Annotated in this window: 11 protein-coding genes; 10 read left to right on the top strand and 1 reads right to left on the bottom strand. The window is 73.5% G+C overall.

From position 1 onward, the window contains the following. Nucleotides 1-50 precede the first annotated feature (50 nt). The gene (locus ACZ7JA_RS24085) at nt 51-1,571 is read left to right on the top strand and encodes a catalase (RefSeq protein ID WP_351668041.1); all 1,521 of its coding nucleotides are present in this window, start codon (nt 51-53) and stop codon (nt 1,569-1,571) included. Between the two features lie 42 nt (nt 1,572-1,613). On the opposite strand, the gene ACZ7JA_RS24080 is transcribed toward ACZ7JA_RS24085, so the two are convergent. After that, entirely contained in the window at nt 1,614-2,570 is a 957-nt protein-coding gene (locus tag ACZ7JA_RS24080; RefSeq protein ID WP_470810317.1) for a LysR family transcriptional regulator, read from the bottom strand. Nucleotides 2,571-2,686: 116 nt separating this feature from the next. On the opposite strand from ACZ7JA_RS24080, the gene ACZ7JA_RS24075 reads away from it, so the two are divergent. The 9 genes from ACZ7JA_RS24075 (at nt 2,687) to ACZ7JA_RS24035 (ending at nt 13,175) form a co-directional block, all read left to right on the top strand. Then, the gene (locus ACZ7JA_RS24075; RefSeq protein WP_351668037.1) at nt 2,687-3,559 is read left to right on the top strand and encodes an FAD binding domain-containing protein; all 873 of its coding nucleotides are present in this window, start codon (nt 2,687-2,689) and stop codon (nt 3,557-3,559) included. A gap of 1 nt (nt 3,560) precedes the next feature. Continuing rightward, nucleotides 3,561-4,082, top strand: a complete 522-nt coding sequence (locus ACZ7JA_RS24070) for a (2Fe-2S)-binding protein (RefSeq protein ID WP_351668035.1) — start codon at nt 3,561-3,563, stop codon at nt 4,080-4,082. After that, complete coding sequence (locus ACZ7JA_RS24065; protein ID WP_470810314.1) at nt 4,079-6,451, top strand: aerobic carbon-monoxide dehydrogenase large subunit; 2,373 nt, start codon at nt 4,079-4,081, stop codon at nt 6,449-6,451. Before ACZ7JA_RS24070 ends, ACZ7JA_RS24065 begins: the two co-directional genes overlap by 4 nt. 10 nt (nt 6,452-6,461) lie before the next feature. Beyond that, entirely contained in the window at nt 6,462-7,388 is a 927-nt protein-coding gene (locus ACZ7JA_RS24060; protein WP_389452284.1) for an XdhC family protein, read from the top strand. Further along, the gene (locus tag ACZ7JA_RS24055) at nt 7,381-8,289 is read left to right on the top strand and encodes an AAA family ATPase (protein WP_470810311.1); all 909 of its coding nucleotides are present in this window, start codon (nt 7,381-7,383) and stop codon (nt 8,287-8,289) included. The genes ACZ7JA_RS24060 and ACZ7JA_RS24055 overlap by 8 nt, the downstream gene beginning before the upstream one ends. Next, nucleotides 8,282-9,451, top strand: coding sequence for a vWA domain-containing protein (locus tag ACZ7JA_RS24050; RefSeq protein WP_470810308.1), 1,170 nt, complete (start codon nt 8,282-8,284; stop codon nt 9,449-9,451). Before ACZ7JA_RS24055 ends, ACZ7JA_RS24050 begins: the two co-directional genes overlap by 8 nt. Nucleotides 9,452-9,716: 265 nt before the next feature. After that, nucleotides 9,717-11,192 carry an extracellular catalytic domain type 1 short-chain-length polyhydroxyalkanoate depolymerase gene (locus tag ACZ7JA_RS24045; protein WP_470810305.1) on the top strand — a complete coding sequence of 492 codons (1,476 nt, stop codon included), beginning with the start codon at nt 9,717-9,719 and terminating at the stop codon, nt 11,190-11,192. 228 nt (nt 11,193-11,420) lie between these two features. Next, on the top strand, nt 11,421-12,833 hold the full coding sequence (locus ACZ7JA_RS24040; RefSeq protein WP_470810303.1) for a DEAD/DEAH box helicase: 1,413 nt from the start codon (nt 11,421-11,423) through the stop codon (nt 12,831-12,833). 99 nt (nt 12,834-12,932) lie between these two features. Continuing rightward, on the top strand, nt 12,933-13,175 hold the full coding sequence (locus ACZ7JA_RS24035) for a DUF5302 domain-containing protein (protein WP_351668021.1): 243 nt from the start codon (nt 12,933-12,935) through the stop codon (nt 13,173-13,175). Nucleotides 13,176-13,230: the final 55 nt, after the last annotated feature.

The raw sequence follows: 13,230 nt of genomic DNA, 5'->3' as shown, positions 1-13,230 counted from the left end.
GGCCCCGAGGGCCCCGGCGTCGCTGCTGACGCACTACGGAAGGCAGAGCAATGACGGAGATCCGACCCGCCACCACGACCGACTCCGGCGCGCCGGTGGAAAGCGACGAACACTCTCTGACCGTGGGCCCAGGGGGGCCGATCCTCCTGCAGGACGCCTACCTGATCGAGCAGATGGCGCAGTTCAACCGGGAGCGGATTCCCGAGCGCCAGCCGCACGCCAAGGGAAGCGGCGCGTTCGGTCACTTCGAGGTGACCGACGACGTCAGCGCGTACACCAAGGCGGCCCTTTTCCAGCCCGGCGCCCGCACCGACCTGGTCGTCCGCTTCTCGACCGTCGCCGGGGAGCGCGGCAGCCCGGACACATGGCGCGACCCGCGCGGCTTCGCGGTGAAGTTCTACACCAGCGAAGGCAACTACGACATGGTCGGGAACAACACCCCGGTGTTCTTCGTGAAGGACCCGATGAAGTTCCAGCACTTCATCCGGTCCCAGAAGCGCCGCGCCGACAACAACCTGCGCGACCACGACATGCAGTGGGACTTCTGGACCCTTTCCCCGGAGTCCGCCCACCAGGTCACCTGGCTGATGGGGGACCGCGGCATCCCGCGGACCTGGCGCCACATGAACGGCTACACCTCCCACACCTACATGTGGATCAACGCCGCCGGCGAGCGGTTCTGGGTGAAGTACCACTTCAAGACCGACCAGGGCATCGAGTTCTTCACCCAGCACGAGGCCGACCAGATGGCCGCGGCCGACACCGACTACCACACCCGAGACCTCTTCGAGCACATCCGGGACGGCGACTTCCCGAGCTGGACGCTGTACGTGCAGGTCATGCCGTACGAGGAAGCCGCGCACTACCGCTTCAACCCGTTCGACCTGACCAAGGTGTGGCCGCACGGCGACTACCCGCTCATCCCGGTCGGCCGTATGACGCTCGACCGCAACCCCACCGACAACCACGCCCAGATCGAGCAGGCGGCGTTCCAGCCGAACAACTTCGTCCCCGGCATCGGGCCGAGCCCGGACCGCATGCTGCTGGCCCGGCTGTTCTCCTACGCGGACGCCCACCGCCACCGCATCGGCGGCAACTACCAGCAGCTCCCCGTGAACGCGCCCGTCGTCGACGTCCACACCTACTCCAAGGACGGGGCGATGGCGTACCGGAACACGACCGACCCGGTGTACGCCCCGAACTCCAAGGGCGGCCCCGCGGCCGACACCGAGCGCTACGGGTCCCCGCCGAGCTGGACGGCCGACGGCGAGATCACCCGCTCCGCCTACGTCTCCCACCCCGAGGACGACGACTGGGGGCAGCCGGGCACCCTGGTGCGCGAGGTCATGGACGACGCCGCCCGCGACCGTCTCGTGGACAACGTCGTCGGGCACCTGCTCAACGGGGTGACCGAACCCGTCCTGGAACGGGCCTTCGAGTACTGGTCGAACATCGACGAGACCATCGGCAAGCGCATCGCCGACGGCGTCCGGGCCAAGGCCGGCGAGAAGGACCCCAAGGCCGCCGAACAGGGCAACCCGGCGCGCAGCTCCATGCAGCACAAGGCGTGAACCGCCCGCCCGGTCCGGCCGCGCCGCTGCCGCGAGGGGAGCTCACGCGCCCCAGAGCGTGATGTGCACCGGGGGCCGGAACCGGGAGGGCGGGACGCCCGCGCCGGGCGCGCGCATGATGCGGGCCGCCGCGGGCGTGTGCAGGAAGTGCAGGAACGCGTCCGCGGCCGGGGAACGGAGTCCCGGCCGCGGCGCGGTGACGTGCCAGGTGGCGTCCGACGGCGTGGCGGGCGTCTCCAGCAGGCGCAGCTCGTCACGCCGTACGCGGGGCGACACCAGATGGGTTAGCGCCGGGGCCACCCCCGCGCCCTCGGCGGCGGCCGCCAGGGTCGCGGTCTGGTTGGGGAACACCCGCACGTGGCCCTCCGTCACGCCCAGCCGGCGCAGCAGCCGCCCAGAGTCCGCGTCCGGATCGGTGCCCGAGGCGTCGACCAGCCACGACCACCGCGACGGCGGACCGGGCGGCCGCGGCGACCCGGCGCCGGTCACCACGACGAGCCGGGTGCGGAACAGCGGCTCGCTGACCAGTTCGCCCCGGCCGTCGTCGTCGAGGCACGGGCCGAGCGCGACGTCGGCCAGCCGGTTCTCCACCAGCACCCGGATCCCGCCGTCCGCGGCCACCCCGAACGAGGTCTCGGCCCTGGGCCCCGCGCGGCAGGCGAAGGCCTCCATGAGCGACGGGAGGACGAACTCGGCCAGCGTGCTCGTCGCGACGACCCGCAGCTCGTCGGGCGCGCCCCGCGCCGCCCGCACCGCCGCCTCCGCGTCCGCGCTCAGCGCCACCATGCGCGAGGCGACCGGCAGCAGCCGCGCCCCGGCGGGCGTCAGACGCATCCCGCCACCGCCGGTGCGCGTGATCAGCGGGTCGCCGAAGTGGGTGCGCAGCGCGGTGAGCGTCTGGGACACCGCGGACTCGCTCACGTCCAGGGCGCGCGCCGCGGCGCCCACCGAGCCGAGCCGGGCCACCAGCACGAAGGTGCTGAGCTGCGTGACGGTCACCGTCCGATTTTCTCGCCCTCACGGCGATAAGTGAATGCTTATCCCCCCATTGCACGGCCGGTGCGCGCAGGCGCAGCATCGTCACGGCGGCGGGCACAGCGATCCAGGAGGGCCCGATGCAGGTACCGGCTGCGTTCCAGTACGAGAGGGCCACCAGCCTCGAGCAGGCGATCGAGCTGCTCGGCCGGTACGGCCCCGAAGCGCGCGTGGTGGCGGGCGGGCACAGCCTGCTGCCGATGATGAAACTGCGGCTGGCCCAGCCCGAAGCCCTGATCGACATCAACGGCCTCGACGAACTGGCGTCGATCCGGGTGGACGGCCACGACCTGGCCGTCGGGGCGATGGTCCGCCACGCCGACCTGCTCGCCTCGCCGGTCGTCGGCGAGCACTTCCCCATCCTGCGGGACGCCGAGCGGGTCATCGCCGATCCGCTCGTACGCAACCGCGGCACCGTGGGCGGCTCGCTGTGCCAGGCCGATCCCTCCGAGGACCTGTCCGCGGCGTTCTCGGCGCTGCGGGCGACCCTGGTCAGCCAGGGCCCCGGCGGCAGACGGACCGTCCCCGTGAGGGAGTTCTTCCTCGGGCCGTACGAGACGGCGCTGAACGAGGCGGAGCTCCTGGTGGAGATCCGCGTGCCCATCCGCTCGCACGCCAGCGCCTACCGCAAGGTCGAGCGCCGGGTCGGCGACTGGGCGGTCGTCGCCGCGGGAGCCGTGCTGGAGATCTCCGGCGGTCTGGTCACCGAGGCGGGGATCGGGCTGACCGCGGTGGGCGCCCCGCGCTTCGTGGCCGAGGAGGCCGAGGACTTCCTGCGCGGCGGACGGCCGGACGAGGAGCGCTTCGTGGAGGCGGGCCGGCTCGCGTCGCGGGAGTGCCGGCCGGCCGCCGACCAGCGCGGCCCGGTCGACTACAAGCGGCATCTGGCCGGAGAACTCACCACGCGGGCACTGCGCGCCGCCGCCGCACGCGCCCAGGGGCAGGAGGCGTGACATGCGGATCACCGTGACCGTGAACGGTGAGCAGCACAGCGGGGACGTGGAGCCCAGGCTGTTGCTCGTGCACTTCCTGCGCGACGAACTCGGGCTCACCGGCACCCACTGGGGCTGCGACACCTCCAACTGCGGCGTGTGCACGGTATGGCTGGACGGCACGCCGGTGAAGTCCTGCACCGTGCTCGCCGTGATGGCCGACGGCCACGAGGTGCGGACCGTCGAGGGACTGGCCCACGGCGCCGAACTCGACCCCGTGCAGCAGGGGTTCATCGCCTGCCACGGGCTGCAGTGCGGCTTCTGCACCCCGGGGATGATGATGACCGCCCGCTGGCTGCTCGACCACGACCCGGATCCCTCCGAGGAGGACATCCGCGAGGCCGTCTCCGGACAGCTGTGCCGCTGCACCGGCTACGAGAACATCGTGCGCTCCATCCGCTGGGCCGCCGAGCACGGCGGCGCACGCGGGACCGCCGACGCGGACGCCGAACCGGCGCCCGGCCGCGAGGAGGTGCGGGCATGACGACCACCGAGGAACGGCCGGTCGGCTTCGGACGGATGCCCCGCAAGGAGGACGCCCGCTTCGTCCGCGGCCACGGGACCTACGTCGACGACGTGAAGCTGCCCGGGATGCTGCACGGCGCGATCCTGCGCAGCCCGCTCGCGCACGCCCGGATCGTCTCCGTCGACGCCAGCGCCGCGGAGGCGCACCCGAAGGTCAGGGCCGTGATCACCGGGGAGACCCTGGCCGGTCTCGGACTGGCCTGGATGCCCACGCTGTCGTACGACACGCAGGCGGTGCTCGCCACCGACAAGGTGCGCTTCCAGGGCCAGGAGGTCGCCTTCGTCGTCGCCGAGGACCGCTACGCCGCCCGGGACGCCCTCGAACTGATCGACGTGGAGTACGAACCGCTCCCGGCCGTCGTCGACGCCCGCCGCGCGCTCGACCCGGACGCGCCGGTGATCCGCGACGACAAGGAGGGCCGGACCGACAACCACATCTTCGACTGGTCGGCGGGCGACAAGGAGCGCACCGACGAGGTGTTCGCGGCCGCCGACGTCGTGGTGGAGCAGGACATGCTCTACCCGCGGGTGCATCCGGCGCCGCTGGAGACCTGCGGCACCGTCGCGGACATGGACGCCATCACCGGGAAGCTGACGGTGTGGTCCACCACCCAGGCGCCGCACGCCCACCGGACGATCTACGCGATGGTGGCCGGCATCCCGGAGCACAAGATCCGGATCATCGCCCCGGACATCGGAGGCGGCTTCGGCAACAAGGTCGGCATCTACCCCGGCTACGTGTGCGCGGTCGTCGGCTCGATCGTCACCGGCAAACCGGTGAAGTGGACGGAGGACCGCTCGGAGAACCTGATGAGCACCTCCTTCGCCCGCGACTACCACATGCACGGCGAGATCGCGGCGACGAAGGACGGAAAGATCCTGGGCCTGCGCGTCCATGTCATCGCCGACCACGGCGCGTTCAACGCCACCGCCCAGCCGACGCAGTTCCCGGCCGGCTTCTTCGGCGTCTTCACCGGCTCGTACGACCTGGCCGCCGCGCACTGCACGGTCACCGGCGTCTACACCGACAAGGCCCCCGGCGGCGTCGCCTACGCCTGCTCGTTCCGCGTCACCGAGGCCGTGTACCTGGTCGAGCGGATGGTCGACCTGCTCGCCGACCGCCTCCGCACCGACCCGGCCGAGCTGCGGATGCGCAACCTGCTGCGGCCCGGCCAGTTCCCGTACCGGACGCGGACGGGCTGGGAGTACGACTCCGGCGACTACCCGAGGGCCCTGCGCCTGGCGATGGACATCGCGCACTACGAGGACCTGCGCCGGGAGCAGGCCGAGAGGCGCGAGCGCGGCGAACTGATGGGCGTCGGGGTCAGCTTCTTCACCGAGGCCGTCGGCGCCGGGCCGCGCAAGCACATGGACATCCTGGGACTGGGCATGGCCGACGGCGCCGAGCTGCGGGTCCACCCGACCGGCAAGGCCGTCCTGCGGATCTCCGTGCAGAGCCAGGGACAGGGACACGAGACGACGTTCGCGCAGATCGTCGCCGAGGAACTGGGCATCCCGCCCGAGGACGTCGAGGTGGTGCACGGCGACACCGACCAGACCCCGTTCGGGCTGGGCACCTACGGATCGCGCTCGACGCCGGTGTCCGGGGCCGCGGCCGCGATGGTCGCCCGCAAGGTGCGCGAACGCGCGAGGATCGTCGCCTCCGCGATGCTCGAGGTGAGCCCGGACGACCTCGAATGGGAGAAGGGCCGCTGGTTCGTCACCGGCGACCCCGACCAGGGACGGACCATGGCGGAGATCGCGCTCGCCGCCCACTCCAGCCTGGAGCTGCCCGAGGGCGTCGAGGGCCACCTGGACGCGAGCTGCGTCTACAACCCGCCGAACCTCACCTTCCCCTTCGGCGCGTACATCTGCGTCGCCGACGTCGACGCCGGCACCGGCCAGGTGAAGGTCCGCCGGTTCATCGCCGTGGACGACTGCGGCAACCGCATCAACCCCACGATCGTCGAGGGCCAGGTGCACGGCGGGCTCGCCGACGGCGTCGGCATGGCGCTCATGCAGGTGATCGCCTTCGACGAGGACGGCAACTGCCTCGGCGGGTCGTTCATGGACTACCTCCTGCCCACCTCGGTCGAATGCCCCTCGTGGGAGCTGGGCGAGACCGTCACCCCCTCCCCGCACCACCCCATCGGCGCCAAGGGCGTCGGCGAGTCCGCCACGGTCGGCTCCCCCGCCGCCGTGGTCAACGCCGTGGTCGACGCGCTGAAACCGCTCGGCGTACGCCACGTCGACATGCCGCTGACCCCCGCCGCGGTGTGGCGGGCCGCCCAGGGCCGGCCGCTGCGCACCGACCTGGCGATCACCTGAGACGCCCGCGATGTCGAACGCCGAGATCCTGACCCGGGCGGACGGACTCCGGCACGGCCGGACGCCGTTCGTCCTGGCCACGGTCGTCCACGTGGAACGGCCCACCAGCGCCAAGCCCGGGGACAGCGCACTGGTGCTGCCCGACGGTACCGTCGAGGGCTTCGTGGGCGGAAGCTGCGCCGAGACGACGGTGCAGCTCCAGGGCCTGCGGGTGCTGCGGACCGGCGAGTCGCTGCTGCTGCGGATCACACCCGCGGGCGACGAGCGGACCGCGGGCGCCGAGGAGCCGGGCGAGGGCCTGGTCACGGTGGCCAACCCGTGCCTGTCGGGCGGGACGCTCGACATCTTCCTGGAGGCCAACCTCCCCCCGGCGCTCGCGTACGTCTACGGACACGCCCCCATCGCCCGCGCCCTGCTCGACGTCGGCCGGGCGCTCGGCCTGGACGCCCGCCCGGCCTCGCCCGGGGAGCCGCTGCCACCCGATCTGCACGTCGCCGTCATCGCCACCCACGGCCGCGACGAGGAGACCGTGCTCACCGAGGCCGCCCGCGCCGGGGTCCCGTACATCGGTCTCGTGGCCAGTCCCAAGCGCGGCGCCGCGGTGCTCGCCGCGCTGGACCTCGGCGAGGAGGAGCGCACCCGCGTCCACACCCCGGCCGGCCTGGACATCGGCGCGCGCACCCCGGCGGAGATCGCGCTGTCGGTGTACGCCGAGATCATCGCCCTGCGGCCGCAGGCGGCGCGAACCGAACGCCCCGGAGCGGACGCCGCCGCGCCCCGGGCCGCGCCCGAGCAGGTGGACCCCGTCTGCGGCATGACCGTGGCGGTCACGGCCGACACCCTCTCACTCGACCGGGCCGGCGACCGGGTGTACTTCTGCGGGCCGGGGTGCCGGCACGCCTTCGCCGACGACCCCTCCCGCTACGCGCATGCCTGACCTCGACGCCCTCGCCCCCGATGTGCCCGCCCTGCGCTCGCGTCTCGACGCGGCCGGATACCTGGCCGACGACGCCCTGGTCACCGCGCTGCTGCTGGCCGTACGGATGCGGCAGCCGATCCTGCTGGAGGGCGAGCCCGGCGTCGGCAAGACCGAGGCGGCCCGCGCGCTCGCCCGCGTCCTCGACACCCCGCTGATCCGGCTGCAGTGCTACGAGGGGCTGTCCTCGGCCGAGGCGCTCTACGAGTGGAACTACCCCCGGCAGCTCCTGGCGATCCGGCTGGCCGAGTCGCGCGGGGAACCCCTGCGAGACGCCGACCTGTTCACCGAGGACTACCTGCTGCCACGGCCGCTGCTCGCCGCGATCCGCCACCCCGGACCGCGGCCCGCGGTACTGCTCATCGACGAAGTGGACCGCGCCGACGACGAGTTCGAGGCGTTCCTGCTCGAACTGCTCGCGGACGCCGCGGTCACCGTCCCCGAACTCGGCACCCGGACGGCCCTGGTGCCGCCGGTGACCGTCCTGACCTCCAACCGCACCCGGGACCTGCATGACGCGCTCAAACGCCGCTGCCTCTACCACTGGATCGAGCACCCGGACACCGCGCGCGTCGCCGCGATCATCCGCAGACGGGTGCCGGAGTCGGCCGAGTGGCTGGCCGCGCGCGTGGCCCACGGGGTGGCGAGCCTGCGGGCCCGGCCGGAGCTCACCAAGCCGCCCGGCGTCGCCGAGGCGATCGACTGGGCGGGCGCGCTGCACGCGCTGGGACTGTCCGTGCTCGACGCCGACGCCGCCGACCGCACCCTGGGGGCGGTGCTCAAGTACGCCGAGGACCTGCGGGCCGTGCGCCGGGCGGGACTGGCGGACCTGGTCGACGCGGAGCCGGGCCCCGATGCCTGAACTGCCGGAACTGGCCGCCGCGTTCACCGCCGCGCTGCGCGAGGCGGGGATCGCGGTGGGCCCCGACCGCACTCGCGGCTTCGCCCGGGCGCTCACCCTGCTGGCGCCGGCGACGACGCGCGAGCTACGGCACTGCGCGCTCGCCACCCTGGTGTCGGGACCCGAGCAGATCGAACCGTTCGACGCGGTCTTCCGGGCGGTCTTCGGCGGCGGCACGGCCGGCCCCGAAGCGCGCCGCGGGCAGGCCGGAGACCCGGCCCGGCCGCTCCCGGGCGCCGATCCCCGCCGCGTGTCCGGCGTCGGCCGCGTGCCGGGCATCCCGAGAGCCTTCGCGGACGGGCGGGGCCGGGACACCGGGGCGCCGGCGCGCGAGGCCGCCGTCCCCGTCGCCGCGAGTCCGCTCGACCGGCTCGCGAGCCGCGACTTCGCGGACCTGTCCGCGGCGGAACTGGCGCTGCTCGCCGAGGTGATGCGCACCCTACGGCTCCACACCCCGGAGCGGCCGTCCCGACGGCACCGCACCGCGCACCACGGCACGCGCGTCGACGTGCGCCGCACCCTCTCCGACAGCCGGCGCACCGGCGGACAACCACTGCGGCTGCGCCGCTTCGTGCCCCGCACCCGCCCGCGCGACCTCGTCGTGCTCTGCGACATCTCCGGCTCGATGGAGCCCTACGCCCGCGCGATGCTCCAGCTCCTCTTCTGCGCCGCCCGCGCCGGCCACGCCGAGGTCTTCACCTTCGCCACCCGGCTCACCCGCCTCACGCCCGTCCTGCGCCGGACCGGGCCGCACGACGCCCTGGCGCGGGCCGGACGGACGGCCCCGGACTGGTCCGGGGGCACCCGGATAGGGGAGTGCCTGGCGGAGTTCAACGAGCGGTTCGGTCGGCGCGGTACGGCGCGCGGCGCCGTGGTCGCCATCGTCTCCGACGGCTGGGACACCGGCAGGCCCGCCGACCTCGCCACCCACATGGCCCGCCTGTCCGGCGTCGCCTACCGCGTGATCTGGGTCAACCCCCGCACCGCGAGCCCGCGTTACCGCCCGCTGGTGGCGGGCATGGCCGCCGCACTGCCCTACTGCGACGCGGTCGTCAGCGCCCACAGCCTCGACGCCCTGGACGACTTCACCGCCGCGCTCTCCGCCCCGCGCCGCCGCCGCTGACCCCGCCGGCCCGGCGACAAGGCCCTTTCCGGCAGGGGGACTTCGTTGTCGAAGTCCGGCGGCGCGTACCCGCTACCGGGTTCCGCGCACCCCGCAACGGTAGGAACCCACAGGTCCGGCCGCCGCGAGGTGGGGCGCGTCTCCATTACGGGCTCCCCCGGGCCGGACGTAACGTCCCCGCAACCCCCAGGCCACGCACCGTACTCGAACCAGGAGCGCGGCCGCCCCCGGCCTCCCCACCCGTCGCGATCACCCAGGTGGCACGATGAACCCCACTTCCCCCCATCCGCTGCCGCGCCGCTCGTGGCCGCGCCCCGCCTCCGCGGCGGCGCTGGTCCTGTCCCTGATCGCCGTGGTCCTCGGGCTCGCCCCGGCCCCGGCGCAGGCCGCGAGCCTGCAGCAGGTCACGGGCTTCGGCTCGAACCCCGGCAATCTGCAGATGTTCCAGTACGCCCCCGACAACCTGCCGTCCGGCGCGCCGCTGGTCGTGGCCCTGCACGGCTGCACCCAGAGCGCGAGCGACTACTACAGCCACTCCGGCTGGCCCAAGTACGCGGACCTGTACGGCTTCGCGGTCGTCTTCCCGCAGACCACCAGTTCCAACAACGCCAACTCCTGCTTCAACTGGTTCCAGTCCTCCGACTACACCCGGGGCCAGGGCGAGGCGCTGTCGATCAGGCAGATGGTGGACAACGCCAGGGCCCACTACGGCAGCGACCCCGGCCGGGTCTACGTCACCGGGCTGTCGGCCGGCGGCGCGATGACCTCGGTGATGCTCGCCGACTATCCCGACGTGTTCGCGGGCGGCTCGATCGACTCGGGCCTCCCGGCGGGCTGCGCGACCGACCTGTCCAGCGCGCTGACCTGCCAGAACAGCTCGGTCAGCAAAACCCCTAAGCAGTGGGGCGACGCCGTCCGCGGCGCGTCGGGCGGCTGGAGCGGGCCCTGGCCGCGCGTCGCGATCTGGCAGGGCACCGCCGACACCACCGTGAACCCGGCCAACGCCACCGAGGAACGCGACCAGTGGACCGACGTCTGGGGCATCAGCCGGACCCCGTCCTCCACCACCACCCTGACCGGCGGCACCACCCAGGCCGTGTACGACGACCCGAGCGGCAAGCCGGCCGTGGAGACCTTCTCCGTGTCCGGAATGGCGCACGGCCTCGCGGTCGACCCGGGCACCGGCGCCGACCAGTGCGGCAGCACCGGGACCTACTACCTCGACTACATCTGCTCGTCGTACTGGACCGCGAAGTTCTGGGGCCTGGACGGCGCGGGCGGAGGAGGAACCGGCGGCCTCCCGGCGCCCGCCGGGCTCACCGTCACCGGCACCACCGACACGACCGCGTCGCTGACCTGGTCCGCGGTGAGCGGCGCGGCGTCGTACACCGTGTACCGCGACGGCGCCAAGGCCGGTTCGGCCACCGGCACGTCGTACACCGACACGGGGCTGGGCTCCGGCACGAAGTACACCTACACCGTCGCCGCCACGGACTCCGGCGGCGCGGCCGGCGCGCGTTCGTCGGCGGTCACGGCCACGACCACCGGGTACCAGCCGCAGTGCTTCCGGGACAACAACTACAACCAGGTCGCGGCGGGCCGCGCCCACCAGAGCCTCGGCTACGTCTACGCCAACGGCTCCAACCAGAACATGGGCCTCTACAACGTCGCCCTCACCCACACCCTGAAGGAGACCTCGGCCGGCTACTACGTGATCGCCGACTCGGGCTGCCCGTCCTGACGCACGGACCGCACGGGCCGGCGTCCCGCGGCGGTGGCTTCCCCTCCGGGTGGAGTCACCGCCGCACGCCTGACCCGGTCGGCACGCAGCGACGCCGTGCGCCGTGTTAGTGTCATGCGTTTGCGTGGTCGTCGCGGTGGGCGATTCTGCCTGTTCGGTTCCGCTCGTGCGGGAGCTGTTCCGTCCTGCCGGGCCTTCCTCGGCACGTTCCCCTGCGGAAGGCTCTTCATGAAGCACCCCGACGACTCCGTCCCGGCTCCCGGCGGCCCCGCCCAGCCCGAGCCCGCGACCGCGCCGCCCCCGGCCGTCTCCTTCGCCGGTCTGCGACTGCCGGTGGAGGTGCTGCGGACGCTGAGCGAATCCGGGGTGCGCGAACCCTTCCCGATCCAGGCCGCCACCCTGCCCGACGCCCTGCAGGGGCGCGACGTCCTGGGACGCGGGCGCACCGGATCGGGCAAGACGCTCGCCTTCGGCCTGCCGCTGCTGACCCGCACGGCCGGGCGGCGCGCCGAACCGAAGCAGCCACTCGCCCTGATCCTCGTGCCGACCCGGGAGCTGGCCCAGCAGGTCACCCAGGCACTGGCGCCCTACGCCGAGGCGCTGCGGCTGCGGATGGCGGCGGTCGTCGGCGGCATGTCGATCGGCCGGCAGATCGCCGAGCTGCGCCAGGGGGCCGAGGTGGTCGTCGCCACCCCCGGACGCCTGCACGACCTGATCGAGCGCAACGCCTGCCGCCTGGGACGGGTGCGGATCACCGTGCTCGACGAGGCCGACCAGATGTGCGACCTCGGATTCCTGCCGCAGGTCGTCGAGCTCCTCGGCCAGGTGCGCCCCGACGGCCAGCGCATGCTGTTCTCCGCCACCCTGGACCGCGACGTCGACCAACTCGTCCGCGGCTACCTCCACGACCCCGTCGTCCACTCGGTCGACCCGTCCGCGGGCACCGTCACGACGATGGCGCACCACCTGCTGGTCGTCCACGGACCCGACCGCTACGCCGTCACCACGGAGATCGCCGCCCGTGACGGCCGCGTACTGCTGTTCCTCGACACCAAGCACGCCGTCGACCAGCTCACCCGGCACCTGCGGGCCAGCGGCGTGCCCGCCGGGGCCCTGCACAGCGGCAAGTCCCAGCCGCAGCGCACCCGGACCCTGGCCCAGTTCAAGAACGGCCAGATCACCGCTCTGGTGGCGACCAACGTCGCGGCGCGCGGCCTGCACGTCGACGACCTCGATCTCGTGGTCAACGTCGACCCGCCCACCGATCCGAAGGACTACGTGCACCGGGCGGGCCGCACCGCCCGCGCCGGTGAGTCCGGCAGCGTGGTCACGCTCGTGCCGGCGGCCCTGCGCCGCGAGACGAGCCGCGTGATGGCCGAGGCCGGCATCGAGGCGGCCGTCACCAAGGTGCGCTCGGGCGAGGCCGAGCTGAGCCGGATCACCGGAGCCAGGGCGCCCTCGGGGGTCCCGCTCGACGGCGGGCCCGCCGCCCCCCGGCCCAAGAACACCAACGCTCCCTTCCGCGGCCTCGGCACCAGCAAGGGCGGCTCCCGAGGCGGCGACGGCGGGTCCAGGAAGGCGGGCGAGGCCCGCAAGCTCGCCGAGGCCCGCAAGGCCGCCCGCGTACGCCGCGGCGGCTGAGGGACGCCCGGCGGTGGGCGGGCCGGTGCCGCCGGCGCCCCGTACCGCGCCCCGGCATGACAAGCTGTGCTCGTCCGTCCCCGAACCCAGGAGGTCACCATGACCGCAGAGCCCGTATCGACGGAAGGTTCGGAGCCGGACGCGCCGGAGCCGTCCCCGCTGGCGCCCGACGGCGACGGGAACTACGACCTCAAGCGCAAGTTCCGCGAAGCCCTGGCACGCAAGCGCGGTGCGCAGGCGGACGCCGCCGACGGCGCCGGCAACCGCAACGCGTCGAAGGTGCGAGCGGCGCACGGCCCGGCCGCGAGCCAGCGGTCGTTCCGGCGCAAGAGCGGCGGCTGAGCCGGACCGTCCACCGGTCCCGCCCGCTCGAAGACACGTGTGACACCCGTACGTA

This window comes from Streptomyces sp. NPDC038135 (assembly GCF_055601245.1).
Note: the sequence above shows the minus strand (reverse complement) of the source record. Positions and strands in the feature narration are given on the sequence as shown.

What these genes read in the sequence shown, in the direction of transcription:
- ACZ7JA_RS24035 (WP_351668021.1), top strand. Translation starts at nt 12,933, where the DNA reads ATGACCGCAGAGCCCGTATCGACGGAAGGTTCGGAGCCGGACGCGCCG.
- ACZ7JA_RS24070 (WP_351668035.1), top strand. Translation starts at nt 3,561, where the DNA reads ATGCGGATCACCGTGACCGTGAACGGTGAGCAGCACAGCGGGGACGTG.
- ACZ7JA_RS24065 (WP_470810314.1), top strand. Translation starts at nt 4,079, where the DNA reads ATGACGACCACCGAGGAACGGCCGGTCGGCTTCGGACGGATGCCCCGC.
- ACZ7JA_RS24050 (WP_470810308.1), top strand. Translation starts at nt 8,282, where the DNA reads ATGCCTGAACTGCCGGAACTGGCCGCCGCGTTCACCGCCGCGCTGCGC.
- ACZ7JA_RS24045 (WP_470810305.1), top strand. Translation starts at nt 9,717, where the DNA reads ATGAACCCCACTTCCCCCCATCCGCTGCCGCGCCGCTCGTGGCCGCGC.
- ACZ7JA_RS24085 (WP_351668041.1), top strand. Translation starts at nt 51, where the DNA reads ATGACGGAGATCCGACCCGCCACCACGACCGACTCCGGCGCGCCGGTG.
- ACZ7JA_RS24040 (WP_470810303.1), top strand. Translation starts at nt 11,421, where the DNA reads ATGAAGCACCCCGACGACTCCGTCCCGGCTCCCGGCGGCCCCGCCCAG.
- ACZ7JA_RS24055 (WP_470810311.1), top strand. Translation starts at nt 7,381, where the DNA reads ATGCCTGACCTCGACGCCCTCGCCCCCGATGTGCCCGCCCTGCGCTCG.
- ACZ7JA_RS24075 (WP_351668037.1), top strand. Translation starts at nt 2,687, where the DNA reads ATGCAGGTACCGGCTGCGTTCCAGTACGAGAGGGCCACCAGCCTCGAG.
- ACZ7JA_RS24060 (WP_389452284.1), top strand. Translation starts at nt 6,462, where the DNA reads ATGTCGAACGCCGAGATCCTGACCCGGGCGGACGGACTCCGGCACGGC.